Here is a 26,818-nt window from a genome sequence, read left to right as displayed (position 1 = left end):
CGGCTCACGCGGTCACCGCCTCGGCGTCGGCGGGCGCGACCGGCGCGGTGCGCTTGAGCAGCTCGTACTCGGTGAGGTCGACGTGCCGGGTGGCGCGGCGGAAGGCGCTGGTGGAGGCGGGCCACAGCACGGTGTTCTTGCCGTCCTGGTCGAGGTACCAGCTGCGGCAGCCGCCGGTGGTCCACACGGTGCGGCCCATCTTGTGCTGGAGCTCCAGGTTCCACCGGCGCTGGGCGCGTTCGGTGGGCTGCATGGCGGCGGCGCCGACCGCGTCGAGGGTGGCGAGGGCGTCGACCAGGTAGTTCAGCTGCGACTCGATCATCAGGATCATCGAGTTGTTGCCGAGCCCGGTGTTCGGGCCGATCAGGAAGAACAGGTTGGGGAAGCCGCGCACGGTGGAGCCGCGCAGCGCCTCCATGCCGTCCTTCCAGGCCTCGGCGAGCGAGGTGCCGCCGATGCCGAAGACCCGCTCGGCGATCGGCAGGTCGGTGACGTGGAAGCCGGTGCCGAACACGATCGCGTCGACCTCGTGCTCGCTGCCGTCCGCGCCGACCAGGGTGGAGCCGCGCAGCTCGCGCAGGCCGCCCGCGACGACCTCGGTGTTGGGGGCGGCGAGCGCCGGGTAGTACGTGTTGCTGAGCAGGATGCGCTTGCAGCCGATCCGGTAGTCGGGGGTCAGCTTGGCGCGCAGCGCCGGGTCGGCGACGGCCTTGTGCAGGTGCCGCAGCGCGACCTGCTGGACGAGCTTGAGCAGCTGCGGGCGGCGGACGAACGCGTCGACCTGGAGCTCGCGCATCACGAACAGTCCGGCCCGGCGCAGCAGCCCGGTCGGCGGGAGGTTGGCGTGCAGCCACCGCTCGACGCCGGTGACCTCACGGTCGGCCCGCGGCAGGACCCAGGCGGGGGTGCGCTGGAAGACGGTCAGGCGGCCGACGGTGGGCTGGATGGCCGGGATGATCTGGGCGGCGGAGGCGCCGGTGCCGACCACGGCGACGCGCTTGCCCGCCAGGTCGTAGTCGTGGTCCCAGCGGGAGGAGTGGAACACCTTGCCGGGGAAGGAGTCCAGGCCGGGCAGGTCGGGGATCTGCGGGTCGGCGAGCGGCCCGGCGGCGGAGACCACCGCGTCCGCGGTCCAGCTCCCGGCCCGCGAGGTGACCCGCCAGCGGGTGTGCTCCTCCTCCCAGCGCAGCTCGGTGACCTCGGCGCCGAAGCGCAGGTGCGGGCGCAGCCCGAAGGTGTCGGCGACCCGCTCCAGGTAGGCGCGGATGTCGGGCTGGCCGGAGAACACCCGGGGCCACTCGGGGTTGGGCGCGAACGAGAACGAGTACAGGTGCGAGGGCACGTCGCAGGCGCAGCCCGGGTAGGAGTTGTCGCGCCACGTCCCGCCGACGGAGTCCGCGCGTTCCAGGATCACGAAGTCGGTGATCCCGGCCCGGCGCAGCCGGACGCCGGCGCCGAGGCCGCCGAAGCCGGAGCCGACGACGGCGACCCGCACGTGCGGGACGGGCGCGTCCGGCTCCGGGCCGGTGGCGGTGGCGGGCGCGGGGGGCTTCTTGGTGCGGGGTGCCATGGGCGGGCCTCCTGGCGAGGGTGGGGGGCGCTGGCTGGTGGCTGGGCGGTCGGGCGGTCGGGCGGCGAACGCTGCCAGTAATCACTGGCGCGTTTGGCAGAGTAGCCCTTGTTGACACTCAGTGGAATAGCGCGGGGCCGCGCTGTTTGCGCGCCGTCCGGGAGCCCTATGCTGACCGGCGTGGCGAAGACCCAGCAGGAAGACGAGCACCCCCGCGCCTACCGGGTCGCCGAACTCGCCGAGGCGGCCGGCATCAGCGTGCGCACCGTCCGCTTCTACCGCGAACGCCGCCTGCTCCAGCCGCCCCGCAAGGAGGGCCGGATCGCCTGGTACGGGGACGAGCACCTGGCCCGGCTCCGGCTGATCGCCGAACTCCTGGAGCGCGGCCACGCCCTGGGCGGCATCGCCGAACTCATCGACGCCGGCCAGGACGGCCGCGACGTCGCCGAACTCATCGGCCTGCAGGCCGCCCTGGTCGCCCCCTGGTCGGACGAGACCCCCGTCCACCTCGACTGGGACGAGCTGCGCGCCGCCTTCGGCGACCAGCTCACGCCCGCCAACACCGCCGAATCCGTCGCCCAGGGCTACGTCACCGTCCACCCCGACGGCATCACCCACGTCAGCCGCCGCCTGATGGACGCCACCGTCGCCCTGGTCGGCGAGGGCGTCCCGCTGGCGGCCGTCCTGGACGTCAGCCGCCGCGCCGCCGAGTACGCCGACGCCATGGCCGACCTCTTCGTGGCCCTGGTCCGCGACCACCTGCTCGACGGGCTCACCCGCGTCCAGGACCTCACCCCCGCCGAGGCCGCCCGGCTCACCGAGCGGATCCAGCGCGTCCGCCCGCTCGCCCGGGCCGTCAACGACGCCCAGTTCGCCCTCGCGATGGACCGCCGGGTGCGCGCCGAGTACGAGGACCTCACCGGTCGGTGACCCGCCCCCGGGCCCGCCGCCCGCCCCACCCGTCACCTGCGCACCGTCCGCACCGCCCCGGCGTGGGAGAGTGGGAGGCGGTGAAGGGAGCACGGGCGTGTTGATGGAGAAGGTCGCCGAGATCCTGGTCGAGGCCTCGGCCGAAGCGGTGGAGCCGCGGTTCCGGGCGCTGGCCGAGGGCGAGGTGATGGAGAAGGCCCCCGGCGAGATCGTCACCGTCGCCGACCGCGAGGCCGAACGGATCATCGCCCGCCGCCTGCACGAACTGCTCCCCGTCCCCGTCGTCGGCGAGGAGGCCGTCGCCGCCGACCCCGACCTCGCCCTCGCCCTGCGCGACGAACCCGCCGCCTGGCTGGTCGACCCGGTCGACGGCACCCGCAACTTCGTCGCCGGGCACCCCTCGTACGCGGTGATGGCCTCGCTGGTCCGCCGCGGCGAGACCGTCGCCTCCTGGATCTGGCAGCCCTGCAGCCGCACCGCCTACACCGCCGAGCTCGGCGCGGGCGCCTGGCGCAACGGCGAACGGCTCACCCTGCCGAAGGTCACCACCGCTCCCGAGCAGTGGACCGGCATCCTCAAGACCCGCTACTTCGCCCCGCCCACCGGTCACCGGCTCCTCGCCAACACCCTCGCCCTCGGCCCGCTCGACCCCGGCCGCGGCGCGGCGGGCATCGAGTACCCGCTCGTCGCCATCGGCGCCCACGACTTCCTCCTCTACTGGCGCACCCTCCCCTGGGACCACGCCCCCGGCTCCCTCCTCGTCACCGAAGCGGGCGGCCGCAGCGCCCGCTTCGACGGCACCCCGTACCACCCCGAACCCCTCGCCGGCACCAACGGCCTCCTGGTCGCCGCCGACCCCGACCAGTGGGACACCCTCCGGGGGATCCTGCTCGAAGGCGTGTAGGGAACGAAGAGCGCACCGCCGGGCAGCGCACCGCCAGGGGCGCGGGGAACTGCGCGCAGCGGAGGAGCACGTCAGCGAGGTCGCGATGCAGGATGATCACTTGCACTGTCCCGCGACCTCGCTGACGTTCACTTGGCCGGGCGCGCAGTTCCCCGCGCCCCTGTTCTCCCGCTCTCGGCCACGGCACTGAGCAGGGACGCCAGTTCGGCCTCCGTCGTGTGCGGGTTGAGCAGCGTGAGCTTGAGGCGGACGCGGCCCGGCCCGTGGCCGGGGAGTTCGGTGCGGCCGATGACGGCCCGGCCGGTGCGCAGCAGGTGGCGGCGGAGTTCGGCGTTGACGCGGTCGCTCTCGACGGGGTCGGGCACGGCGTAGCGGAAGACCGCGGTGGTCAGGACCGGGTCGCAGTGGAGTTCCAACTCGGGTGCGGCGCGGATGAGTTCGGCTGCCCGCAGGGCGTTCTGGTGGCAGCGGTCGACCAGCGCGCCGAGGCCGTCGCGGCCGAGGACCCGCAGGGTGGTGGCGAGTTTGAAGGCGTCGGGGCGGCGGGTGGTGCGCAGGGACTGGCCGAGCAGGCTGGGGTAGCCGGCTTCTTCGTCGTCGGCGGGGTTGAGGTAGACCGCGCGGCGGGCGAGCGAGGCGTAGGTGCGGGCTTCGCGGGCCAGGAAGACTCCGGCGGCGGCGGGTTGCCAGCCGAGTTTGTGCCAGTCGAGGGAGACGGAGTCGGCGCGGTCGAGGCCGTCGAGGAGCGGGGCGAGCCGCTTCGAGAAGAGGGCGCCGCCACCGTAGGCGGCGTCGACGTGCAGCCAGGCGCCGTGGCGGGCGGCGAGGTCGGCGACGGCGGGAAGGGGGTCGATCGCGCCGGTGTCGGTGGTTCCGGCGGTGGCGACGACGGCGATGGTGGTGGCGCCCTCCCAGCCCGCTTCGGCGAAGGCTTCGGCCAACGCGGCTGCGTCCATCCGGAGTTGGCGGTCGACGGGGACGGCGCGGACGGCGCGTTCGCCGAGGCCGAGCAGGGCGGCGGCGCGCTGGACGGAGAAGTGGGCGGCTTCGGAGGCCAGGATGCGGGGGCGGACGCCGCTCGGCAGGCCGTTCAACTCGACGTCGGGGCCGAGGCGTTGGTCGCGGGCGAGCATCAGCCCCATCAGGTTGGACTCGGTGCCGCCGGTGGTCAGCACCCCGGCCGCCCGGTCGGCCCGGAAGCCGACCAACTCGGCCAGTTCGGCGAGTAGTTCGCTCTCCAGGGCGGTGGCGGCGGGCGCCTGGTCCCAGGAGTCCTGAGAGGGGTTGAGCGCACTGACGGCGAGGTCGGCGGCGACCGCGACGGCCAGCGGCGGGCAGTGCAGGTGGGCGGCGCAGTGCGGGTCGGCCGGGTCGGCCGCGCCGTACGCCAGCAGTTCCGTCAACCGGCCCAGGGCGCCGGGGCCCTGGGCTTCGGCGAGGACCGCCCGAACCTCGGCGGCGACCTCGGCCGGTTCGCCGGGCACGATCGGTCCGCCGCGGCGGCGCGCCCCGGCGCCGAGCCCGGCCAGCACCTCGTCGATCAGCGGCCGCAGGGCCTCCGCACCGGCGACCCCGCCGGAGAGTCCGGCCGCCCCGCCACTCATGACCTGCCCGTCCATCGCCCCACCCTCGTCCGTTCCTGGCGTTCCGTCACATCACTTGCCGCAGTGCCTACTTGTCGCTGACCGGTTGCCGCATCGCGAACTCGATCGCCTCGCAGAGGCGTTCGAGGACGGCTTCGGCCTGTTCGTCGGTGATGGTGAGCGGCGGCAGCAGGCGCAGGACGGCGTCGTGGCGGCCGCCGAGTTCGACGATCAGGCCGCGGGCGAGGCAGGCCTCGCGGACCCGGACGGCGAGGCGCGGGTCGGCGGGGCGGGCGCCGCAGCTGTCGGGTTCGCCCGCGGGGTCGACGAGTTCGACGCCGAGCATCAGGCCGCGGCCGCGGACGTCGCCGATCACGGGGAGGCGGTCGCGGGCGCCGTCGAGGCGGGCGGCGATCCGGGCGCCGACGGTCTCGGCGCGGGCGACCAGGCCGTTGGCGGCGACGTACCGAAGGGTGGCGGCTCCGGCGGCCATGGCCAGGGTGTTGCCGCGGAAGGTGCCGGTGTGGGCGCCGGGCTGCCAGCCGTCGTACTCGTCGCGGTAGACCACCACGGCGAGCGGGAGGCTGCCGCCGATGGCCTTGGAGAGCACCATCGCGTCGGGTTCGATGCCACTGTGCTCGACGGCCCACATCCGTCCGGTGCGGCCGACGCCGGTCTGCACCTCGTCCAGGATCAGCGGGATGCCGCGTTCGGCGGTGATCCGGCGCATCTCGCGCAGCCAGGCGTCGGGGGCGGGGACGACGCCGCCCTCGCCCTGCACCGGCTCCAGGATCATCGCGGCGGGCGGCAGCACCCCGCCGGAGGGGTCGTCGAGGAGGCGTTCGGTGTAGGCGGCGGCGAGTTCGGCGCCGCGCTCGCCGCCGACGCCGAACGGGCAGCGGTAGGCGTACGGGTAGGGCAGCCGGGTGACCTCGCCGCCGCTGGGCAGCGGGGCCTTGACGGCGGTGTTGCCGGTGACGGCGAGGGCCCCGGCGGTCATGCCGTGGTAGGCGCCGGTGAAGGCGAGGGCGCCGCGGCGGCCGGTGGCGGTCTGCATCAGCTTGAGGGCGGCTTCGACGGCGTCCGTCCCGGCCGGGCCGCAGAAGTGGATCCGGGACCTGGCGGCGAACTTCTCCGGGAGGCTCTCCAGCAGGGCGGTGGTGAAGTCGTCCTTCTCGGCGGTGGCGAGGTCGAGCAGGTGCAGCGGGGCGCCGCTGTCCAGGGTGCGGCGGATCGCGTCGAGCACTGCGGGGTGGTTGTGGCCGAGGGCGAGGGTGCCCGCGCCGGAGAGGCAGTCGAGGTAGCGGCGGCCGTCGGCGCCCTCCACGGTCATGCCGTTCGCGCGCACCGGGACGATCGGGAAGGACCGGGCGTAGGTGCGGGCGGCCGATTCGCGGATGCGCTGGCGGCGCAGGATCGCGTCGCCGGCCGGTGCGGCGGGGGTGCCGACGGTGAGGGTCACAGCAGGAGCTCCCTTGAAAAGTTAGGTGAGCCTAACCTTATCTTTGAGGGCTCGGTAGCCGCCGCCACCAGGCCCTTCGAATCACCCGTCCGGGTGAGCGAACTCCTCCGCCCGCCCCCCGTCCCGGCCCCTGCTGGACACCCCCACCGCTCCAACGAGCCGGACCGCGACGGGTCACGGCCACCGCCCGAGTAGCCTCCCGTCCATGGACGACACCACTGCCCACGCCCGCGAACTGGCCGGGACCCGGGCCTTCTTCGCCGAGCGCGCCGCCACCTGGGACAGCAAGTACCCGGACGACAGCCCGCGGTACGCCGCCGCGATCGCCGACACCGGCCTGGCTCCCGGCGAGTTCGTGATCGACGCGGGCTGCGGCACCGGCCGCGCCCTCCCGCTGCTGCGCGCCGCCGTCGGCCCGGAAGGCACCGTCCTCGGCGTCGACCTGACGCCCGAGATGCTGGCGCAGGCCGCCGCGCACCGCGCCGACGCCGCCCTGCTGCAGGCCGACTGCACCCGGCTGCCGCTGCCCGACGCGGTCGCCGACCTGGTCTTCGGCGCGGGCCTGGTCTCCCACCTGCCCGGCCCGGCCACCGGCCTGCGCGAACTGGCCCGGGTCACCCGCCCCGGCGGCCGCCTCGCCCTGTTCCACCCGCTCGGCCGCGCCGCCCTCGCCGCCCGCAAGGGCCGCCCGCTGACCCCCGACGACCTGCGCGCCCGCGAGCACCTCTTCCCGCTGCTCGCTGCCAACGGCTGGACCCCGCTGTCCTACACCGACGAACCGACCCGCTACCTGGTGCTGGCCGAGCGGCACTGAGCAGGGGCGGGCCCTCAGGCGTCCTTCCAGCGGTAGCCGAGTTCGGGGCGGCCGACCTGGCCGTAGCGGGGTTCGCGGGTGGCGTGGCCGGTGGTGACCAGGTGCTCGAGGTAGCGGCGGGCGGTGATCCGGGAGACGCCGGTGGCCTCGGCGGCGGCCGCGGCGGAGAGGCCGTCGGGAGCGGTGCGCAGGGCGGCGGCGAGGGTGTCGAGGGTGTCGGCGGCCAGGCCCTTGGGGAGGCTGCTGCGGTCGGCGCCGCGGAGCAGGGCCAGCGCCCGGTCGACCTCGTCCTGGCCCAGCGCCTGGCCGGGGCGGTCGAGGTTGGCCCGGTAGCGGGCGTACTGGCGCAGGCGGTCGCCGAGGGCCGCGGCGCCGAAGGGCTTCAGCAGGTACTGGACGACGCCCGCGCTGACCGCCCGGCGGACCACGGCGAGGTCGCGGGCGGAGGTGACGGCGATGACGTCGGCGCCGTGCCCGGCGGCGCGCAGCGCGGCGCACAGTTGCAGGCCGTGGCCGTCGGGGAGATAGAGGTCGAGCAGCAGCAGGTCGACCGGGGCGTGGGCGTCCAGGGCGCGCAGCGCGGCGGCACGGGAGTGCGCGACGGCGGCGACGGCGAAGCCGGGGGTGCGGGCGACGTAGCGGGCGTGGGCGTCGGCGGCGACGGGGTCGTCCTCGACGACCAGGACGCGGATGGGCCGGTCGGTCACGGGGCGGTGTCCGTTTCGGTGCGCTGCGGTTCGGTGCGCTGCGGTTCGGTGCGCCGGGGTTCGGCATGCTGGGGCCCGGTGCGCTGGAGCGGGAGCCGGACGGTGAGCACGGCGCCGGGCCCGTCCTCCCGGTCGATCCGGACCTCGCCGCCGTTGCGGCGGGCGGTCTGGGCGACCAGGGCGAGGCCGAGGCCGCGGCCGTGCTGCTTGGTGGTCCAGCCGCGGCGGAAGACGTCCTCGGCGGCGGCGGGGTCGAGGCCCGGGCCGGTGTCGGCGACCCGCAGCAGCAGGTGGCCGTCCTCGGTGCGGGCGGTGACCGCGACCGCGGGGGCGGCGTGGGCGGCGTTCTCGATCGCGGCGTCCATGGCGTTGTCGAGCAGGTTGCCGAGCAGGGTGACCAGGTCGCGCGGGGTGAGGCGCTCGGGGAGCACGCCGTCGTCGATCCGGCTGTCCTCGGTGAGGGCGAGGTCGACGCCGCGTTCGGCGGCCTGGGCGGCCTTGCCCAACAGCAGGGCGGCGAGCACGGGTTCGGCGACGGCGCCGACGACCTGGTCGGTGAGCCGCTGGGCGAGGGCGAGTTCGGCGGTGGCGAACTCCACGGCCTCGCGGTGGCGGCCGAGTTCGATCAGCGAGACGACGGCGTGCAGCCGGTTCGCGGCCTCGTGGGCCTGCGCGTCGAGGGCTGCGGCGATGCCCCGGACGTTGTCCAACTCGCCGGTGAGACCCTGCAGTTCGGTGTGGTCGCGGAGGGTGACCACGCTGCCGAGGCCGGGCCCGACCGGGGAGGTGTTGAGCAGCACGACGCGTTCGGCGGTCAGGTGCACCTCGTCCCGGACGGGCTCGTCGCTCTCCAGCGCCCGGGTGAGCGACCCCGGCAGGTCGAGCTGACGGACCGTCAATCCGTCGGCTTCCAGCGGAAGTTGGAGCAGCTCGCGGGCGGCGTCGTTGCACAGCAGGACGCGGTGCTCGCGGTCGAGCAGCACCAGGCCCTCGCGGACGGAGTGCAGCGTCGCCTGGTGGTAGTCGTACAGGTGGGCGAGCTGCTCGGCGTCCATGCCGTGGGTGTGCCGCCGCAGCCGGGCGGCCAGCAGGTAGCTGGCGGTGGCGCCGAGGGCGAGCGCGGCGGCGGCGACGCCGGTGAGGGCGAGCAGCGGGGTGCGCAACCGGGCGGTGATGTTGTCGACGGTGATGCCCGCGCTGACCAGGGCGACCACGCGGTGCCGGTCGTCCAGGACGGGGGTGACCACCCGGACGGACGGGCCGAGGGTGCCGGTGTACGTCTCGTGCTGGGTCTGCCCGGCCCGGGCCCGGTCGGTGTGCCCGAGGAAGGGGAGGCCGATCCTGGCCGGGTCGGGGTGGGTCCAGCGGGTGCCGTCGGGAGCCATCACGGTGACGAAGTCCACGCCGGTGTCGGTGCGGACCCGCTCGGCGTACGGCTGCAGGACGGTGCTGGGGTCGGGCCGGTCGGCGGCCTCCCGGACGGTGGGGGTGTCGGCGACGGCGAGGGCGACGGCGGTGGCCTGCCGCAGGGCGGCGTCCTCGGCGCGGTGGGCGGTGAACAGGTAGGCCAGCACGGCGCCGCCCGCGACCACGGCGGCGACGATCACCACCTGGACGGCGAACAGCCGCCCGGCCAGGCTGCGCCGACGGCGGGGCGGGGGCGGCGCGCCGGTCGGATCCATGCCGACCAGTGTGCACGCCCGGAGGCCCTGCGCGGAGGGCCGGGGCGGCGGCGTGAACGCTATGACCGCAAGCGTGCCCCGGCCGCGGCCGGGCCGGATAGTCGGGCCGCGGCCCGCCACCCATCGGGCCCGAGCCCCCACCGAGCCTACGGCGAAGGAGCCGCGAGCATGGAGCCGACCCAGCACGGAACGCCGCCCGGCGCGAGGAAGCCCGGGACCGGGAGGTCCGGGACCGGGAAGCCCGGCACCGGGAGGTCCGACCGCACCCACTACCTGTACCTGGCGGTGATCGCCGCGGTGGTCGCGGGCGTGGTGGTGGGCCTGGCGGCGCCGGGGTTCGCGGTGGAGCTGAAGCCGGTGGGCACCGGGTTCGTCAACCTGATCAAGATGATGATCTCCCCGGTGATCTTCTGCACGATCGTGCTGGGCGTCGGCTCGGTCACCAAGGCCGCGAAGGTCGGCCGGGTCGGCGGCCTGGCCCTGGGCTACTTCCTGCTGACCTCGACGGTCGCGCTCGGCATCGGCCTGCTGGTCGGCAACCTGCTGGAGCCCGGCAGCGGGCTGCACCTGACCGCGGCGCTCGCCAAGTCCGGCCACGCGCAGGCCGCGGCGGGCGCGGAGTCGACCACCGAGTTCCTGCTCGGGATCGTCCCGACCACCCTGGTGTCGGCGCTGACCTCCGGCCAGGTGCTGCAGACCCTGCTGGTGGCGCTGCTGGTCGGGTTCGCGCTGCAGGCGATGGGCAGCGCCGGGGCGCCGGTGCTGCGCGGGGTGGAGCACCTGCAGAAACTGGTGTTCAAGGTGATGTCGATGATCATGTGGGTGGCGCCGGTCGGCGCGTTCGGCGCGATGGCGGCGGTGGTCGGCGCCACCGGCACCGCGGCGCTGAAGAGCCTCGCCGTGATCATGATCGGCTTCTACGTCACCTGCGTGCTGTTCGTGGTCGTGGTGCTGGGCCTGCTGCTGCGGCTGGCCGCCGGGGTGAACGTGTTCGCCCTGCTGCGCTACCTCGGGCGGGAGTTCCTGCTGATCCTCTCCACCTCCTCCTCGGAGAGCGCGCTGCCCCGGCTGATCGCCAAGATGGAGCACCTCGGGGTGAGCCGCCCGGTGGTCGGCATCACCGTGCCGACCGGCTACAGCTTCAACCTGGACGGCACCGCGATCTACCTCACCATGGCGTCCATCTTCGTCTCCGAGGCGATGGACAAGCCGATGTCACTGGGCGAGCAGCTCTCCCTGCTGCTGTTCATGGTGCTCGCCTCCAAGGGCGCGGCGGGCGTCACCGGCGCGGGCCTGGCCACCCTGGCGGGCGGCCTGCAGTCGCACAAGCCGGAACTCGTCGACGGCGTCGGCCTGATCGTCGGCATCGACCGCTTCATGTCGGAGGCCCGGGCGCTCACCAACTTCGCGGGCAACGCGGTCGCCACCGTCCTGATCGGGCACTGGACCGGCGAACTCGACCGCGACCGGCTGGCGTCCGTGCTGTCCGGCGCGCTCTCCTACGACGAGGGCGCGGCCGCGACGGCCACCGCGGCCGCGACGGCCACCGCGGCCGCCGAACTGCCCGCGCAGTCCGGCGCACCTGCCGCGGAGCAGCCGGTCACCGGCTCCTGAGCCACTCGAAGTACGACGGGCCGAACGGCCAGCGCGGCATCGGGTCGCAGTCCGGCTCCACCCCCGCCGGGACGTCCGCCGGGGCGCCCATCCCGTACGCGTACAGCGCGGCCAGGGCGTACCCGGCCAGCAGCAGCACCGGCCACAGCCACCAGGCGCTGCCCGGCAGGCGGGACAGCGGGGCGGCGACCAGCAGCACCGCCACCACGCAGACGCCCGTCACCGCCGCCTTCGGCCAGAACCGGCCCGGCAGCCCCTCGGCGTTCTGCGTCAGGCACCAGTGCCAGGCCTCGCCGGCGAGGCCGCTGCCGCGCAGTGCCGCCCACACCCCGAACGCCACCGCCAACGGCACCCAGGCGCACCCGTTCGCCGGCACCCGCCAGCCCTTCCAGCCCAGCACCGTCGTTCCCATCCGGCCTCCGCTCGCGTGATCAACCACCTCCACGCGCGCGGGGGTTCGGCGGTTCCCGGAAGCTTTCGGCAGACGGTTCGCGGGGTGACAGAACCCGAAGCCACCGCACGCAACGGCAGTGCACCGCCGGCAGACCCGTGCTCGCCGTTCCCCGAGCCCCTGATGGGAGCTACTCGCTCAGGCCGGGTCGGGGGTGGTGCCGGAGAGGGCCCAGGCGAGGCCGGTGGCCGGGTCCTCGAGGGCGAGGTGGAGGTGGCGGAGGTCGTCGGCCGGTTCGGTCCAGGCGAGGCAGCGCAGGCGGGCGACCAGGGCGTCGGCGGCGGCGCGGTCGGGGGTGGGGGTGCCGTCCATCGCGGCGAGCAACTGCCAGACGGCGAGACGGCCTTGGGCTGCTCCGCGGTCGGGGCGGGCGGAGGCGAGGTGGACCAGGGCGGGGTAGAGCGCGGCGAACGGGAGGTGGCCGCCGGTGACTTCGGGGCCCGCGGCGAGTTGGGCGACGGCGTCGGTGGCGCGGCCGCGGACGCACACGGCGGTGGTCCAGTCGGAGAGCGCGGCCAGCGCGCCGGTGGCCGCGACTCCGGTCAACCTGCTCCCGGGGTTGGGGAGTTCGAGGACGGCGAGCCCCTCGCGGGTGGGCGGGGCCAGGTGCAGGGCGCGACGGGCGCCGCCGCCGGGCAGGTACTCGCGGACCCGGGTGTCGCGCTCCCAGCCGCCGTCCTCCCAGGGCAGCAGCCGGTACGGCACGCCGCCCTCGTCGGCCGCGCTCCCGCCGGGGCCACCGCCGGGGCCGCCGCCGGGCCCGTCGCCGGGTTCCTCGCCGAGCAGGGCGCGGGTGTGGGCGGCGAGGCGGCGGATCGCGGGGGGCAGCGGGAGGGCGTCGAGGACGGGGCGGGGGTGGCGGGTGGCCAGGACCTCCCAGAGCGGTCCGGCGTCGTGGTCGGCGGTGGTGGCGGGGGCGCCCGGGCCGCCGTCGGGGTCGAAGAGCCGGGCGGCGAGGGGCGCGGGCGCGCCGTACGCGACGAGGTGGCCGAGCGGTCCGGACAGCGGGTCGCCGAGGGCCCTGGCCAGCCGGAAGCGCTGGAGCAGTTCCTCCCAGCGTCCCTGCTCGGCGAGCCGCCGCCCGGACGGGCCCCACCCGTAGCGCAGCGGCCGCGCGGGCCCCGGCCCGTTCTCCACGATCATCCGCTCAATGTACGACCGTACCGCCGCGTTGCCCTGGCACCCCGTCGGTGACGGAGTGTCACGGAGCACCCGGCCCGGTCGGACGGCCGGGCCGCGGCCCCATCAGCCCGTGCCGGTAGGCGGCGGCCACCGCCTGCGAGCGGTCGCGCGCGCCGAGCTTGCCGAGGATCCGCTTGACGTGCGTCTTCACGGTGGACTCGGCGAGGTGCAGCAGCGCGGCGATCTCCTCGTTGGGGTGGCCCTCGGCGGCCAGCCGCAGCACCTCGCGCTCGCGGACGGTGAGCGCCGCCAGCGGGCCCGGACCGCCCGCGGGGGGCTCCGGGGCGGGGGCGGTCAGCAGGTGGTCGAGCAGGTCGCGGGTGACGGCCGGGTCGAGGACGGCCTCCCCGGCCGCGACGGCGTGCACGGCGTCGATCAGCCGCTCCGGCGAGGCCCGCTTGAGCAGGAACCCGGCCGCCCCGGCGCGCAGCGCGCCCCACACGTACGCGTCGTGGTGGAAGGTGGTCAGCACCAGCACCCGGCTCGGCGACCCGGCCAGTCGGCGGGTGGCCTCGACGCCGTCGCAGCCGGGCATCCGGACGTCCATCAGCACCACGTCGGGCCGCAGCGCCCGGGCCAGCTCGACGGCCCGCAGCCCGTCCTCGGCCTGGCCGACCACCTCGATCCGGTCGGCGGTCCCCAGCACCACGGCGAGCCCGGCGCGCAGCAGCGGGTCGTCGTCGGCGATCAGCACCCGGACGGGGGCGGGGGCGACACCGGGGACGACACCGGGGGCGGGGGCGTTCACCGTCCGTCCCCGGTGGGGAGGACGACCCGGACCAGGAAGCCGCCGTCCGGCCCGGGCCCGTGCCGGGCGGTGCCGTTCAGGCGGGCGGCGCGTTCGGCGATGCCGGTCAGACCGCGGCCGGGGCGGTGGCCGGGCGGCGGGCCGGAGCCGTCGTCGGCGACCTCGATCAGGGTGCCGTCGTCCCGCCCGACGATCCGGACGGTGGCGTGCCCGGCGCCGGAGTGCCGCAGCGCGTTGGTCAGCGCCTCCTGGACGACCCGGTACGCGCAGCGGTCCTGCTCCGGGGGCAGCGGCGGGGTGTCGCGGTGCAGTACGACGGCCAGTCCGGCCTGCGTCATCCGCTCGGCCAGGCGCGGCAGTTCGGCGACACCCGGATCGTTCTCCGGTGCGCCGGGCGGGGGTTGGGGTGCTGTGCCGCGCAACAGGCCCAGCACCCGGTCGAGTTCGCCGAGCGCGTCGGTCCCGGTGCGCTCGATCTCCACCAGCAGTTCGCGGCTGCGCTCCGGGGTGCGGTCGATCGACCGGCGGGCCGCACCGGCCTGCACCAGCATCAGGTTGAGCGAGTGCCCGACCAGGTCGTGCACCTCGCGGGCGATCCGGTTGCGCTCCTCCGCGAGCAACTCCGCCCGGGCACGCCGCCGTTCGGCGGCCTGCTCGGCCAGCCGGTACGCACCCGCCCAGCCGAACGCCCACACCGCCAGCCACACCGCCAGCACGCCCGCCGGCATCACCGCCTCGACGTCCTGCCCGGCGAAGTAGCCCACCACCCCAACCACCACCAGCGGCGGCCCCCACCAGGCCCGCCCGCGCCCCCCGTACCGGCCCGCCGCGTACGCCCCCAGCAGGTTGGCGTACGGCGAGATCGGGCTCGGCGCGACGGCCTGCGCCTCGACCGCCAGCGCCAGCGTCGCCAGCAGGTACGCCGCCAGCGGGGCCCGGCGGCGGGCCGCGACCGCGGCGGCGAGCAGCCCGGTCAGGGCCAGCGCGAGCGGCATCCGGTCACCGATCCGGGCCGCGGCCCCGAACCGCTCGACCAGCATCGCCCCGCACAGCACCGCGGCGGGCGCGACGTCCGCGAGCGGGGCCGGGAGGAGGCCCAACGCCCGGGTGAGGGTGGGGAGTCGGAGTCTGCTGACGACGGTGGGCGGCATCGTGCGGTGTCCTCGGTGCTGGTGGGGGCGGGGCGGCGCGGCCGGGGAGAACCTACCCGACCGCGCCGCCCACCGGGCCCGGCGGCGGCGAACCTCCGGGGCGCGTCCGGGTCGTACCCCAGCTGGGGTACGGGCGAGGACCCCGGCGGGGGGACGCCGCAGGCCGACGGCGCTCCGTAGCGTCCACGCCATGACACCGCACCGCCCCGACGTGACCGAACTCCCCACCGCCGCGCCGAAGTCCGGCGCCCTGCGACGGGCCGGACGGATCGCCGTCCCGACCCTCGCGCTCCTGGTCGCCGCCTTCTCGGCCCGCTACTTCACCCTCGACCCCGACACCTTCCTCGCCGAGCAGCGCACCGTCTACCTCGCCCACCTCGCCCCGCTCCTGCTGCACGTCGGCGGCGGCGTCCTCGCCCTCTCCCTCGGCCCGCTCCAGTTCCTGCCCGGCCTGCGCGCCCGCCGCCCCGCCCTGCACCGCCGGACCGGCCGCGCCTACGTCCTGGCCACCGCCGCGCTGGGCGTCGGCGGCCTGCTCATCGCCCCGCACGGCCTCCACCCGCCGCTCTCCCCGCTCGGCTTCGCCCTGCTCGACGTCCTCACCCTCACCAGCACCGCCCTCGGCGTCCACCACGCCCGCCGGGGCCGCACCGCCGCCCACCGCAGGTGGATGCTCCGCTCCTACGCCCTGATCTTCACCGCCGTGACCTTCCGCCTCTGGCTCGTCCTGCTCTCCTCCACCGGCCTGCCCGCCGCCGTCGTCTACACCTCCGGCGCCTGGGCCTCCTGGATCCTCAACCTGGCCGTCGCGGAGAAGCTGCTGCGTGGCGCCCCCGCCGCAGGCCCCGTCACCGTCACCGTCAGGGAAGCCTGAGCATCGCGGCGGCGACCTCGTCGACCGCCGCCGCGGGCAGCGCCGTCGCCGCCTCCGGCAGGACGAGCAGCCGCGCCCCCGGGATCTCCCGGGCGAGCGCCTCGCCGTTGCCGAGGGGGAAGAACGGGTCGCGGGCGCCGTGCACGACCAGCGCGGGGACGCCGATCTCCGGCAGGCGTTCGCGCCAGCGGGGCGCGCAGTCGAGCCCGGAGAACACCAGGCCGAGCTGGTTGGCCAGTTGGACCGCGGGCGCGGTGCCGGGCGTGCGGTCCCAGATCCGGGCGGCGGTGGCGCGCGCGGCGACCGGGTCGTTGCCGAGGACCTCCGCCCCGGCGGCGGCGAACTCGGCGACCGCCGCGCGGTCGGCCCAGTCCGGCATCGGACGCGCGAACAGCCGTCCCATCGTCGGCCCGTCGTGCTCGGGCAGGTCCGCGTCCACCGGGCCGGGGGCGACCGGACGGGTGCCGACCAGGGTGAGCGCCGAGAACGCGCCCGGGTGGTCGAGCACCGCGACCTGCGCGACCATCCCGCCGACGCCGATCCCCGCGAGGTGCGCGGGGCCCCCGCCGAGCGCGTCGACGAGGGCCGCCGCGTCCGCGGCGAGGGTCCGCAGGGTGTACGCGGGCGCCTCCGGGTCGACCGTCTCCGACTCGCCGCTGTCGCGCAGGTCGTAGCGCACCACGCGACGGCCTCCGGCGGCGAGGCGCCCGCACAGCCCGTCGGGCCAGGAGAGCATGGTCGTCCCGCCCGCGAGCAGGAGCAGCGGGGCGCGGTCGTCGCCGAACGACTCGATGCCCAGGGTGGTTCCGTTGACGTCGATGCGTGTCATACCGGGTTGGACGACTCCCGCGGCCGGAACTCATCGGCGAACGGGGCGGGAGCAATCAGGGGCCCGGGGAACGGCGGGCTCGGAGCTGCTGGCGGTGCACTGCCGGTGCGCGCCGTGGCTTCGGGTTCTGTTACTACGGCCCGAAGCAGCACGGACACATCGATGGGCTCCGGCCGCCAGCAGCACGGACTCGCCGTTCCCCGAGCCCCTGGCGGGGCTCTCTGGCGGGGCTCTCTGGCGGGGTCTCCCTACCGTCGGCGGAGAGCGAGGGCGGCGAGGGGTGGGGTGGCGGCGAGGAGGAGGCAGGTGGGGAGGGGGAGGTGGGTGAGGAGGGTGCCGGTGAGGGCGGTGGCGGTGGAACTGCCCGCGTTGAAGGAGGTGTTGACCCAGGCTCCGGCACGGGTGCGTTCGGTGGGGGTGGCGAGTTCGTCGGTGAGGAGGTAGGCGGTGGTGAGGGTGGGGGCGACGGTGAGGCCGGTCAGGGCGGCGACGGCGGCCAGGGCCGGGAGGGTGGGGGCGAGGGCGGCGAGGGCGAGGGCGGTGGTGAGGGCGGCGGTCAGGACGGTGAGGCGGGTGGCGGCGGGGGCCCGCCAGTCGGTGGCGCCGAGGACGAGTCCGCCGGTGGCGCTGCCCGCGGCGAGGGCCGCCTCGATCCAGGCGACGTCCGCGGGTCGGCCGTGCCGGGCGGCGAAGACCGCCGCGAGCAGGGAGAACGCGGCGAGGCCCGCGCCCGCGCCCGCGGCGGCGGAGAGGGGCTGACGGGCCCGGTCGAGCAGGCGGCGGGTGCCGGAGCGGGGCGGCGGGGCGGCGCCGGTGGCGGTGGCGGGGACGGGGGTGGCGACGGCGGCCAGGGCGAGGGTGCCGGTGAGGGCGAGGGCCGCGCTGAGCAGGATGCCGAGGGCGGGGCGGGCCGTGGTGGCGAGCAGGCCGGCCAGCAGCGGGCCGGTGACGTAGAGGAGTTCCTCGGCGACGGTGTCCAGGCTGTAGGCGCGGCGGCGCAGTTCGGGGTCGGTGGCGAGGAGGCTCCACTGGGCCCGGGTGACCGGCCCGAGCGGCGGGGCGAGGACGCCCGCGGCGGTGGCGAGCAGCAGCAGCGCCCCGTACGGCGTGCCGGGGCGCCAGGTGGCGGCGGTCAGGGCGAGCAGGGCGGCCGCGTAGCCGACCGCCATGGGGGACAGGGCCCGGCGCGGGCCGTACCGGTCGACCAGCCCGGCGCGGAACGGGAAGAGCAGGACGCTGACCGCGGAGAACGCGGCCATCAGCCAGCCCGCCCGGGCGTACGAGCCGGTGGTGTCGGCGGTGGCGAGCAGCAGGGAGAGCGGGACGGTGCCGTAGGAGAGGCGGCCGAGCAGGGCGGCGGGGATCAGCCGGGCGGCACCGGGGGTGCGCAGCACGGCCAGGTAGGACGTGGACATGGCGAAGGGGGTTCCTCAACGGGGACGGCGCACGCGGTGCGCCGGTGGACGGGGACGCCGGAGCGACCGCGGCGCCGGGTGCGGCGGGCGGCGGTCGCGGTGCGGGGTCCTAGTCACGGGTGGGGAACACGTCCGTCATGGTAGGGGCTGTCGCGCGGGCCGGGCACCCGGGTTTCCCCCGCCGGGGCGGGAACTCCGGGGCGGCTGCGGACAGGAGGGGACGTGGAACTCTCGATACGGGCGCGGTTGCGCGCCGGGGACCAAGGGGCGTGCGGGGAGCTCTTCGACGAGCACGCCGACGCCGTGTACGGGTACGCGCTGCGGACGCTCGGCGACTGGGCGGCGGCCGAGGACGTCGTCTCGCTGACCTTCCTGGAGGCGTGGCGGCTGCGCGGCACGCTGCACGAGGAGGGCGGGTCGCTGCGGCCCTGGCTGTTCGGCATCGCCACCAACGTGCTGCGCAACACCGCCCGGGCGGGGCGTCGGCACCGGGCGGCGCTGGCCCGGCTGCCCGAGCGGGAGGCGGTGCCCGACTTCACCGAGGAACTCGTCACCCGGCTCGACGACGGCGCCCGGCTGGCCGCCGTCCGGCGGGCGCTGGGGCGGTTGCGGCGCGGCGAGCGGGAGGTGTTCCGGCTGTGCGTGTGGGTCGGGCTCGACTACGCCTCGGCGGCGGAGGCGCTGGGCGTGCCGGTCGGCACGGTGCGCTCCCGGCTCTCCCGGGCCCGGGGGCGGCTGCGCGCGCTCGCCGAGGAGGAACTGGCGGGAGGCCCGGAACCGGCGGACGGCTCCGGACAGGTACGGGAGGGTCGCGCCGTCGCGGCCCGGTCGCTGCAGGGGGACATCCGATGAACGACAGGCCCGAGATGCTCGCCGCCGACCGCCACCGGTTGCTGAAGGAGCACCTGATGAACGAGATCGGCCGAGCCGAGCACGCCGAACGCACCGAGCGCGCGGGGCGGGCCCCGCGCCGGAGGCTGGTGTGGCTGGTGGCGTCGCCGCTGGCGGTCACCGCGGTGGCCGCCGGCGCCCTGCTGCTGCCCGGGCACCCCGGCGCGCGGCCCGCGCCCGTCGGCCCGGCCCGGGGCGGCAGCGCCTCGCCGTCCGCCGCCACCGCACCGCCCTCGCCGTCGGCGCCCGCCCCGGAGCCGACCGATGCCGCCGGGCTGCTCGACCGGGCGGCCGCGGCCGTGGCCGCCCGACCCGATCCGGGGGTGCGGGACGGGCAGTTCACCTACACCAGGGAGGTCCAGGACGGCGGCCAGTGGCCGCGGCACGAGCGGAGGATCTGGTGGTCCGTCGACGGGCAGGCCGAGGGCGGGGTGATCGATCCGCAGATGACCCGCCCGGGGCGGGACCCGAACGCGATCGAGCCGACCCCCGAGCGGCTGTTCGTGCAGGACGGCGTCCGCGTGGAGCCGGGCTTCCCGGCGCGGATCACCTACCGGTTCCTCGCCTCGCTGCCCACCGACCCGGTCGCGTTGAAGCAGCTGCTGCTGGCGGCCGACCGCTCCCGGCAGGTGTCCCCGCCCTCGGCGATGACGGAGGCCCAGCGCAACCAGCTGGCCTTCGCGGACATCCAGACGGTCTTCCAGAACGTCTCCGCTCCCCCGGCGGTGGCCGGGGCCCTGATGCGGGCGGCGGCGATGCTCCCGGGCACCTCGGTGGTGACCGACCAGGTGGACGCGGAGGGCCGCGGGGGCGTGGCCGTGGTCGGCATGAACGGCACCCAGCGGGTGGCCCTGATCTTCGACGCGCGGACGGGCGCCTACCTGGGGCTGCGCGAGGTGCTGCTCAAGTACCTCCCGCCGGTGGGCCCGGACGGCGCCCCGCCGGTGGGCGAGCCCACCGCGGCGCAGCTGGCGGCGGACCGGAGCGCGGTCTACACCACGGCGGCGCTGGAGGAGCGCATCGTCGACCGGGTCGGCCAGGAGCGCTGACCGGCCGCCCCGTCCCGTCCCGGTGACCGCTCGGCACCGGGACGGGACGGGGAACCGCCGGGCCTCAGCTGCGGGCCTGGGCCAGCACCCGGGCCGCGTGCACCTTCCCGGCGTGCTCGACCAGGCTGATCAGGACGTCCTTGCCGGAGGCGCGTTCGCGGGCGTCGCAGAGCACCACGGGGGTCGCCTGGTCGAGGTCCAACGCCCGTGAGACGTCCGCGGGTTGGAAGGAGCGACTGCCCTCGAAGCGGTTGACGGCGACCACGAACGGGATGCCGCGGTGCTCGAAGAAGTCGACGGCGGGGAAGCAGTCGGTGAGGCGGCGGGTGTCGGCGAGGACGACGGCGCCGAGGGCGCCCTGGGCGAGTTCGTCCCAGAGGAACCAGAAGCGGTCCTGGCCGGGGGTGCCGAACAGGTAGACGGACAGGCCCTCGCGGATGGTGATCCGGCCGAAGTCCATGGCGACGGTGGTGGTGGTCTTGCGCTCGACGCCGCCGAGGTCGTCGACCTCGGCTCCGGCGGCGGTCAACTGCTCCTCGGTGCGCAGGGGTTTGATCTCGCTGACGGCCCCGACCAGGGTGGTCTTGCCGACGCCGAAGCCCCCGGCGACCAGGATCTTCAGGGCGAGGTCGGTGCTGTCAGAGGGCGCGAAGCCCATGGATGACCTCCTGGAGGATGTGTTCGTGCGGGAGGAGGGCGGGCGGGACGGGGCGGCTGACCCGGATGTGCTCGCCGTCGAGCAGGTCGCCGAGCAGGACCCGGACCACGCCGAGCGGCAGGTCGAGGTCGGCGGCGATCTCGGCGACGGACAGGGCGTTGCCCCGGCAGATCTCCAGGATGGCGATCTGCTCGGGCCCGACCGGCAGCACGGTCGGGTCGGGGATGTCGGTGACGACCAGCGCGATCAGGTCGAAGGGCTGGCCGGGGCGGGTGCGGCCCTTGGTGAGGGCGTAGGGGCGGACCATCGGTCCGGCGTCCTCGTCGTACCACTGGACGGGGCGGTCGGGCGGCGGCGGGTAGCCGAACGGGGTGCCGGGCAGGTACTCCCGGGGCGGGTAGGCCATCGGCTGACTCCCCTTCTTCTGCTGGGATTTCGGTGCGGTCTAGTAGCCGCGCGGCGCGGCGTGCAGGTGTTCGCCGACCCGGCGGACCAGGCGGGCCATCTCGTAGGCGACCAGGCCGAGATCGGCGTCGGGCTCGGCGAAGACGGCCAGGCAGGAGCCCTGCCCGGCGGCCGCGACGAACAGGTAGCCGCGCTCCAACTCGACCATGGTCTGCCGCACTTCGCCGCCGTCGAAGTGCCGTCCGGCACCCTTGGCGAGGCTGTGGAAGCCGGAGGCGACGGCGGCCAGGTGTTCGGCGTCCTCGCGGCCGAGGCCGGTGGAGTTGCCCATCGGGAGGCCGTCGGCGGAGAGCATGACGGTGAACCTGACCCGGGCGGTCCGGGTGACCAACTCGTCGAGGAGCCAGTTGAGTTCGCCGCTCTGGCGAGTGGTGCCGATCATCGGGCGCGGTCTCCTCTGTCGTGGGGGTGGTGGTCGGTGCGGTGGTCGTACGGGTCACCGCTGCCGCCGGGGTTGTCGCCGCGGCCGCGCTGCCAGCCGCGCTGGAAGGCGGTCATCGCGGAGCGGGCCTGCTCGGGGTCGCGGTCGGCGGGCCCGGCGGGGCGCGGGCCGGGGCGGGGCGGTTCGGGGGCCTCGCGCAGTTGCGGGGCGAGGCTGGCCTGCCGGACCCGGCGCGGGAGCTCGTCCTCCTGCTCGGCGGGCACGACCAGCGAGGGCAGCGCCTGCACGGACGGCGCGGGCGCCACGGGCGTCACGGGAGCCGTCGGGGCGGCGGGGCGCGGAGCCGGGAACGACCCGGCCGGAGCCTGCGCCCGTGCCTGCGCCTGGACCTGCGCCTGTGCCGGGAAGGATGCCAACGGCCTTGCCGTCGGCGGGAGTTCCGGAACGGTGACCAACTCCCGTTCGTCCGGCTGGGGTTCGCTCCCGCGCTGGTCGAGCAGGTCGGTGGGCAGCAGCACGATCGCGGTGGTGCCGCCGTACGCGGAGGGCCGCAGGGCGACCTTGACGCCGTGCCGCTTGGCGAGGCGGCTGACCACGAACAGGCCGAGGCGGTCGCTGTCGAAGAGGTCGACCTGTTCGCTGGCGTCGATCCGCCGGTTGGCGTCGGCGAGCGCCTCGGGGCCCATGCCGAGGCCGCGGTCCTCGATCTCCAGGGCGTAACCGTTGCCGACCTGCTCGCCGCGGATCTGGACCTTGGTGTGCGGGGGCGAGAACCCGGTGGCGTTCTCGACGAGTTCGGCGACCAGGTGGGTGAGGTCGGCGACGGCGGGGCCGGTGACGGCGGCGTGCGGGAGGCGGTGGACGTCGACCCGGGCGTACTCCTCGACCTCGGCGACGGCGGCCCGGACCACGTCGGTGAGCGGGACGGGCTTGCGCCAGGCGCGGCCGGGGGCGGCGCCGGAGAGGATGATCAGGCCCTCGGCGTGGCGGCGCATCCGGGTGGTGAGGTGGTCGAGCTTGAACAGGTCGTCGAGTTCGGCCGGGTCCTCGGTGCGGCGCTCCATCGCGTCCAGCAGGGTGAGTTGGCGGTGCACCAGGACCTGGCTGCGGCGGGCCAGGTTGACGAAGACGCCGGAGACCCCGGAGAGCACCTCGGCGCGTTCGACGGCGGCGGTGACGGCGGCCCGCTGGACGCTGTCCAGGGCGTGGTGGACCTGGCCGATCTCGTCGCCGCCGTGGTCGCGCGGGGGCACCTCGGCGTCCACGTCGACCTCCTCCCCGGCCCGCAACCTCCGCATGGTGGCCGGGAGTTTGCGTCCGGCGAGTTCGAGGGCGGAGTTGCGCAGGGCGTGCAGTTCGGCGACCAGGCCGCGGCCGATCTGGACCGAGATCAGCAGCGAGGCGAGGACGGCGACCAGGCCGAGCAGCACGGTGGCGCCGGAGGTGCTGAACAGGCCCAGTGCGTACGGGTTCGAGCGTTCCGCGGCGGCCGCGCCGGCCTGCCGTTCGACGTCGGTCAGGGCGTGCGCGACGGCGTCGGCGACGGCGGCCCAGCGGTTCTCGGGGACGCTCTGCAGGGCGTCGGACGGGTTCGAGGCGTTGAGCAACTGCTCCTCGTAGCGGCGCAGTTCCTGGTACTGGGGGCCGCCGGTGAAGGCGGCGAGCGCGGCCCGGTCGGCGGGGCGCAGGTCGGGGACGGCGGTCTGCTCGAACTGGGCGCGGGCGTACCCGGCCTGGACGATCTGCCGGTACTGCGCCTCGGTGAGCTGCCTGCTGCGCTGGGCGGTGCGCAACAGGGCGTCCTCGCGGGCGAGTTGCTCGCGGGAGCGGGCGAACTCCAGCAGCACGCGGGCGTCCGCGGCGACCCGGTGGTCCTGCAGGGCGGTCAGCGAGCCGGTGGTGGCGAGGGCGTCGTCGACGGCGGCGGTGTAGACGAGGTAGGCGTCGTTCCAGGGGATGCTGCGGTCGAGCAGTCGGCCGCGCAGCGCGGGGAGGGCGGCGACCGCGCGGGCGAGGGTGTCGAGGCGGTCGGCGGCCTCGGGGCCGAGCCCTTCGGCGTCGGCCCGGTTGTAGCCGGGGGCGAGGGTGAGCGGGGCGGCGACCCGGTCGGTCTCCTGGGCGGCGGCGCGCAGGGCGGCCTCCTGGTCGGCGCCGGGGGCGGCCGACAGCTGCCCGGCGGCGGCGCGTTCGGCCTGCAGGGCGGCGACGGTGCGGTCGAGCGGGGTGCGCAGGGTGGCGTCGACCTGCTTGACCTGCAGCAGCTCCCAGACGTCCTCGGCGGCGGTGACGGTGGCGAACGCCCACAGCGCCATCACCGACACCACCGGCACCATCAGCACGGCCACGATCCGGGCCCGGACGGTCCGGGGCCGCAGGCCGACCCGGACGGGCGCGGGCAGCGCGATCGGCGTCTCGTCGGCGGGCGGCCCGGCGTGGGCCCCGCGCCGGGGTGCACCGGGTCGGGTGCGGGCCGGTCCGCGCGGGGTGCTGGGGGCGGGCGGTCCGCTGCGGGAGGTGCCTCGGCTTGCGCGCATGGGTGTGGCGGCCTTTCGGGCTACGGGGTCGTCGGGGCGGCGGCGGGCGTGCGGGAGCGCCCGGACGGGGACGGCTGGCGTACGGGGCGACCGGCGTACGGCGTCGGGCTCAGGCGGCGCGGCCGAGGTCCTCGACGGTGAGCTCGCCCGCCTCGCGGTAGGCGGCGCGTTCCTGCGCGGTCGGGGAGAGGGCGACGAACGCGGAGGTGAGGAAGAGGAAGGAGCCGAGCCCGACGGCGAGCGGGAAGACGAACTGCATGGGGGTGGCGCCGCCGAGGCCGGTGCGGGCGGGTTCCATGTGGACGTGGACGGCGGCCATGCCGGTGTAGTGCATGCAGCTGACGGCGATGCCCATGACCAGCGAGGCCGCGGCGGCCGCGTACACGTTGCGGATGGTGACGGCGGCCCAGAGCGCGGCGGTGGCGGCGCCGACCGCGATCAGCACGGACAGCGCCACGGTGCCGACCTGGTAGCGCAGTTCGCCGTGGATGCGGACGGCGGACATCCCGAGGTAGTGCATCGCGGCGACGCCGACGCCGGTGGTCAGCCCGCCCAGCAGCAGGCTGCGGCCGCGGTGCCGCCCGTAGCCGACCACGAACACGCCGAGGCCGACGACGGCGATCGCGACCAGCAGGCTGAGGATGGTCAGCGCCACGTCGTAGCGCAGGTCGGTGCCGTCGACGGTGAAGCCGAACATGGCGACGAAGTGCATCGTCCAGATCCCGGAGCCGATCGCGGCGGCCGCGGTGAGCAGCCAGTTCCGCCGGGAGGCGCCGGTGGCGGACAGCGCGCGCAGCGTGCAGCGCAGGCCGAGGGCCGCGCCGACGCAGGCCATCGCGTAGGAGAGCGTCGGTGTGAGCCAACCGAAGCTGAAGTGGTCCATCGATCCCATCGGGTGCCTCCTGCGGGGGGCGTCCGCCGCTCGCCCCGCTCTCGTGTTCCAGGGACCGTGGACGCTACCCAGAGCTGATGAATGGTCACCGGAAGATGTGAAAAGCACCCCGCTCTGTGGGGGTTATGTGCTCGAATGGCCCGACGAGGTGTGCTCGCCCGCCGCTCCGGTGCGAGGCGACCCCGGAAAACCCCTGCGCGCTGTCGGCCGGGCCCGGTAATCTCCGCCTGCTTCCCCGCCGAACCACTTCCCTGAGGAACAGCGTGTCCATACCCGTCCCGCCCCAGCAGACCGAGTCTCCGTACGCTGGGGGCGAGTTCCCGTACGCCGCGGGTGCTCCGTACCAGGCGGACCCGACCCGGCCGCACTGCCGTTTCTGCGGCTCGGTGCCCGCCCTGGACGTCACGGTCCGCGGCCACCAGGGCTTCCTGGTGATGATGAAGTTCCTGCGCCTGCCCGGCCCGTTCTGCCGGGACTGCGGGACGGCGACCGTCCGGCGGATGACCGCCAACAGCCTGTGGCAGGGCTGGTGGGGCCTGGCCTCCTCGCTGATCAACCCGTTCACCATGCTGATGAACCTGGTGACCTGGCTCAAGCTGCGCAAGCTCGCGCCGCCCGCCCCGGGCGCCCCCGGCACGCCGCTGCCCGTGGGCCGCCCGCTGTACCTGCGCCCGCAGATCCTCGGCCTGCTGATCCCCGTGGTGGCGGTCGGCGCGATCGTCTACAACGTCCAGCAGGACCCGGACTACGCGTCGGCCGGTGACTGCGTCCACAACAGCGGGACGGTCTTCTCGCCGGACGTCTCGGTCGTCGACTGCGGCGGCCCCGACGCCCAGTACAAGGTGCTGGGCCGGGTGGAGTCCTCCTCCGACACCGCCTGCGCGGCGTTCCCCGACCGCGTCGCCTCGTACGTGGTGACGCGGGGCAGCAGCTCGTACACCCTCTGCCTGGCCCGGCTCGGCGGCAACTGAGCCCGGACGGGCCGGACCGCGCCCCACCCGCACCGTGCCGTCGTGCGCGTGTGTATCGTTCACGCGCACGACACGGTTCGCACCGTGACTTCCACGGGCGAGACGCCCGTTCCGCTACGTTCCTGGGGGGAATGTTCCCATGCGCTCCATTCGTCTGGTGGCCGCGTCGGCGGCTTTCGCCACGGCCGCGGTCGGCCTCGGCGCCGCCACCGCGTCGGCGACCGAGACCCTGAAGGCGCCGTGTTTCGGCGGCGTCCAGAACCACCCCGAACTCGCCACCACCTGGCCGGGATTCCCCGCCGAGCTGGTCAAGGGCGGCCCGGCCGTGGAGTCGACCGTCACCTTCCGGAACTCGGTGGCCCACGAGGTCAAGGACTTCCGGACCTCGCTCTACGTCGCCTACCTGGACAACCCGTTGCCGGCCGGCTCCTTCGCCGTCGAGATCAAGGCTCCCGGCGGCGCGTGGAAGAAGGTCGACTTCGGCACCGGTGACCTGTCCTCCATCATCGACTCCGGCATGTACCAGATCCCGGACGGCGCCTCGCTGACGCTCTCGCTCCGCATCGCGGCCACCGCCAAGGCGCCCGTCGGGAACTACCAGGCCACGGAGAGCGGCGGGTCGGCGCTCCTGGAGGACGACAGCGACACGTTCATCCCGTGGGACGCGGCCGATCAGAAGCCCGCGTCCAACCAGAACGGCACCGGGGTCTGCACGCAGTTCACCGGGTACGCGTTCCACGACTTCACCGTGGTGGACAGCGCCACGACGGCCGCGCCGTCGACCCAGCCCTCGCACTCGGCGACGGCCACCGCGTCGGCCACGGCGACGGCCACCGCCACCGCCACCGCGGGCGCGTCGAGCACTGCGCCGACCGCTTCTCCGACCGCTGCGCGGACGACCGCGCAGGCCGCCCCCCTGAACGCCGAGCTCGCCGAGACCGGCGCGGGCGACACGGAGCGGATCGCCGTCGGCGGTGCCGCGGCCCTGGTGCTCGGCGCCGGGATCCTGGTGGCCCTGCGCCGCCGCCGGGGCACCCACAGCTGACCCGCGCGAACCCGA

At 75.6% G+C, this 26,818-nt stretch carries 25 protein-coding genes; 9 read left to right on the top strand and 16 right to left on the bottom strand.

Annotated features, from left to right (window positions below):
• Positions 1-4: 4 nt before the first annotated feature.
• Positions 5-1,570, bottom strand: a complete 1,566-nt coding sequence (locus ACFY00_RS04295; protein ID WP_388027019.1) for a flavin-containing monooxygenase — start codon at positions 1,568-1,570, stop codon at positions 5-7.
• A gap of 168 nt (positions 1,571-1,738) precedes the next feature.
• Here ACFY00_RS04295 and ACFY00_RS04290 point away from each other — a divergent pair, with 168 nt between their 5' ends.
• Together ACFY00_RS04290 and ACFY00_RS04285 are read left to right on the top strand one after the other, a co-directional pair.
• Positions 1,739-2,500 carry a MerR family transcriptional regulator gene (locus ACFY00_RS04290; RefSeq protein ID WP_285732569.1) on the top strand — a complete coding sequence of 254 codons (762 nt, stop codon included), beginning with the start codon at positions 1,739-1,741 and terminating at the stop codon, positions 2,498-2,500.
• Between the two features lie 103 nt (positions 2,501-2,603).
• Positions 2,604-3,404, top strand: coding sequence for an inositol monophosphatase family protein (locus ACFY00_RS04285; RefSeq protein ID WP_388027360.1), 801 nt, complete (start codon positions 2,604-2,606; stop codon positions 3,402-3,404).
• Between the two features lie 128 nt (positions 3,405-3,532).
• On the opposite strand, the gene ACFY00_RS04280 is transcribed toward ACFY00_RS04285, so the two are convergent.
• Positions 3,533-5,023 carry a pyridoxal phosphate-dependent decarboxylase family protein gene (locus ACFY00_RS04280; RefSeq protein WP_388027018.1) on the bottom strand — a complete coding sequence of 497 codons (1,491 nt, stop codon included), beginning with the start codon at positions 5,021-5,023 and terminating at the stop codon, positions 3,533-3,535.
• A gap of 52 nt (positions 5,024-5,075) precedes the next feature.
• Positions 5,076-6,449, bottom strand: coding sequence for a diaminobutyrate--2-oxoglutarate transaminase family protein (locus ACFY00_RS04275; protein WP_388027016.1), 1,374 nt, complete (start codon positions 6,447-6,449; stop codon positions 5,076-5,078).
• A 205-nt stretch (positions 6,450-6,654) separates the two neighbouring features.
• Between ACFY00_RS04275 and ACFY00_RS04270 the strand changes: the two genes are divergently transcribed.
• The gene (locus tag ACFY00_RS04270; RefSeq protein WP_388027015.1) at positions 6,655-7,263 is read left to right on the top strand and encodes a class I SAM-dependent methyltransferase; all 609 of its coding nucleotides are present in this window, start codon (positions 6,655-6,657) and stop codon (positions 7,261-7,263) included.
• A 14-nt stretch (positions 7,264-7,277) separates the two neighbouring features.
• On the opposite strand, the gene ACFY00_RS04265 is transcribed toward ACFY00_RS04270, so the two are convergent.
• Together ACFY00_RS04265 and ACFY00_RS04260 are read right to left on the bottom strand one after the other, a co-directional pair.
• Complete coding sequence (locus tag ACFY00_RS04265; RefSeq protein WP_388027013.1) at positions 7,278-7,970, bottom strand: response regulator; 693 nt, start codon at positions 7,968-7,970, stop codon at positions 7,278-7,280.
• Positions 7,967-9,652, bottom strand: coding sequence for an ATP-binding protein (locus tag ACFY00_RS04260; RefSeq protein WP_388027010.1), 1,686 nt, complete (start codon positions 9,650-9,652; stop codon positions 7,967-7,969). The genes ACFY00_RS04265 and ACFY00_RS04260 overlap by 4 nt, the downstream gene beginning before the upstream one ends.
• 168 nt (positions 9,653-9,820) lie before the next feature.
• On the opposite strand from ACFY00_RS04260, the gene ACFY00_RS04255 reads away from it, so the two are divergent.
• Positions 9,821-11,266, top strand: a complete 1,446-nt coding sequence (locus tag ACFY00_RS04255) for a cation:dicarboxylate symporter family transporter (RefSeq protein WP_388027009.1) — start codon at positions 9,821-9,823, stop codon at positions 11,264-11,266.
• Here ACFY00_RS04255 and ACFY00_RS04250 read toward each other — a convergent pair.
• From ACFY00_RS04250 to ACFY00_RS04235, 4 genes are all read right to left on the bottom strand, one after another.
• On the bottom strand, positions 11,253-11,678 hold the full coding sequence (locus ACFY00_RS04250) for a hypothetical protein (RefSeq protein WP_388027007.1): 426 nt from the start codon (positions 11,676-11,678) through the stop codon (positions 11,253-11,255). The genes ACFY00_RS04255 and ACFY00_RS04250 overlap by 14 nt on opposite strands.
• 177 nt (positions 11,679-11,855) lie before the next feature.
• On the bottom strand, positions 11,856-12,860 hold the full coding sequence (locus ACFY00_RS04245) for a hypothetical protein (protein ID WP_388027006.1): 1,005 nt from the start codon (positions 12,858-12,860) through the stop codon (positions 11,856-11,858).
• Positions 12,861-12,918: 58 nt separating this feature from the next.
• Positions 12,919-13,647, bottom strand: a complete 729-nt coding sequence (locus tag ACFY00_RS04240) for a response regulator (RefSeq protein ID WP_388027005.1) — start codon at positions 13,645-13,647, stop codon at positions 12,919-12,921.
• Positions 13,644-14,798 carry a sensor histidine kinase gene (locus ACFY00_RS04235; RefSeq protein ID WP_388027003.1) on the bottom strand — a complete coding sequence of 385 codons (1,155 nt, stop codon included), beginning with the start codon at positions 14,796-14,798 and terminating at the stop codon, positions 13,644-13,646. The genes ACFY00_RS04240 and ACFY00_RS04235 overlap by 4 nt, the downstream gene beginning before the upstream one ends.
• A gap of 190 nt (positions 14,799-14,988) precedes the next feature.
• On the opposite strand from ACFY00_RS04235, the gene ACFY00_RS04230 reads away from it, so the two are divergent.
• The gene (locus ACFY00_RS04230) at positions 14,989-15,672 is read left to right on the top strand and encodes a DUF2306 domain-containing protein (protein ID WP_388027002.1); all 684 of its coding nucleotides are present in this window, start codon (positions 14,989-14,991) and stop codon (positions 15,670-15,672) included.
• On the opposite strand, the gene ACFY00_RS04225 is transcribed toward ACFY00_RS04230, so the two are convergent.
• Together ACFY00_RS04225 and ACFY00_RS04220 are read right to left on the bottom strand one after the other, a co-directional pair.
• Positions 15,659-16,501, bottom strand: coding sequence for an alpha/beta fold hydrolase (locus ACFY00_RS04225; protein WP_388027000.1), 843 nt, complete (start codon positions 16,499-16,501; stop codon positions 15,659-15,661). The two genes, ACFY00_RS04230 and ACFY00_RS04225, sit on opposite strands and share 14 nt — an antisense overlap.
• A gap of 248 nt (positions 16,502-16,749) precedes the next feature.
• Positions 16,750-17,916, bottom strand: coding sequence for an MFS transporter (locus ACFY00_RS04220; protein WP_388026997.1), 1,167 nt, complete (start codon positions 17,914-17,916; stop codon positions 16,750-16,752).
• Positions 17,917-18,138: 222 nt separating this feature from the next.
• On the opposite strand from ACFY00_RS04220, the gene ACFY00_RS04215 reads away from it, so the two are divergent.
• Positions 18,139-18,768: an RNA polymerase sigma factor gene (locus ACFY00_RS04215; protein ID WP_388026994.1), complete on the top strand. Its 630-nt coding sequence runs from the start codon at positions 18,139-18,141 to the stop codon at positions 18,766-18,768.
• Entirely contained in the window at positions 18,765-19,856 is a 1,092-nt protein-coding gene (locus ACFY00_RS04210) for a CU044_5270 family protein (RefSeq protein WP_388026992.1), read from the top strand. Before ACFY00_RS04215 ends, ACFY00_RS04210 begins: the two co-directional genes overlap by 4 nt.
• Before the next feature lie 64 nt (positions 19,857-19,920).
• Here the strand turns inward: ACFY00_RS04210 and ACFY00_RS04205 are convergent, their stop codons facing one another.
• From ACFY00_RS04205 to ACFY00_RS04185, 5 genes are all read right to left on the bottom strand, one after another.
• The gene (locus ACFY00_RS04205; RefSeq protein WP_388026990.1) at positions 19,921-20,514 is read right to left on the bottom strand and encodes an ATP/GTP-binding protein; all 594 of its coding nucleotides are present in this window, start codon (positions 20,512-20,514) and stop codon (positions 19,921-19,923) included.
• Positions 20,495-20,920, bottom strand: a complete 426-nt coding sequence (locus tag ACFY00_RS04200) for a DUF742 domain-containing protein (RefSeq protein ID WP_388026987.1) — start codon at positions 20,918-20,920, stop codon at positions 20,495-20,497. Before ACFY00_RS04200 ends, ACFY00_RS04205 begins: the two co-directional genes overlap by 20 nt.
• A 39-nt stretch (positions 20,921-20,959) precedes the next feature.
• Positions 20,960-21,361 carry a roadblock/LC7 domain-containing protein gene (locus ACFY00_RS04195; RefSeq protein WP_033254616.1) on the bottom strand — a complete coding sequence of 134 codons (402 nt, stop codon included), beginning with the start codon at positions 21,359-21,361 and terminating at the stop codon, positions 20,960-20,962.
• Complete coding sequence (locus ACFY00_RS04190; protein WP_388026984.1) at positions 21,358-23,895, bottom strand: nitrate- and nitrite sensing domain-containing protein; 2,538 nt, start codon at positions 23,893-23,895, stop codon at positions 21,358-21,360. Before ACFY00_RS04190 ends, ACFY00_RS04195 begins: the two co-directional genes overlap by 4 nt.
• Positions 23,896-24,004: 109 nt before the next feature.
• Complete coding sequence (locus tag ACFY00_RS04185) at positions 24,005-24,787, bottom strand: MHYT domain-containing protein (protein ID WP_388026981.1); 783 nt, start codon at positions 24,785-24,787, stop codon at positions 24,005-24,007.
• A 263-nt stretch (positions 24,788-25,050) separates the two neighbouring features.
• On the opposite strand from ACFY00_RS04185, the gene ACFY00_RS04180 reads away from it, so the two are divergent.
• Both ACFY00_RS04180 and ACFY00_RS04175 read left to right on the top strand, forming a co-directional pair.
• A complete protein-coding gene (locus tag ACFY00_RS04180) occupies positions 25,051-25,758 on the top strand; it encodes a hypothetical protein (RefSeq protein ID WP_388026978.1) in 708 nt (235 codons plus the stop codon).
• A gap of 139 nt (positions 25,759-25,897) precedes the next feature.
• Entirely contained in the window at positions 25,898-26,803 is a 906-nt protein-coding gene (locus ACFY00_RS04175) for a hypothetical protein (RefSeq protein ID WP_388026976.1), read from the top strand.
• Positions 26,804-26,818: the final 15 nt, after the last annotated feature.

The organism is Kitasatospora sp. NPDC001540, assembly GCF_042894345.1.
Lineage (GTDB): Bacteria > Actinomycetota > Actinomycetes > Streptomycetales > Streptomycetaceae > Kitasatospora > Kitasatospora phosalacinea_C.
The sequence above is the reverse complement of the archived record's forward strand: the minus strand, read 5'-3'. Positions and strand labels throughout refer to the sequence as shown.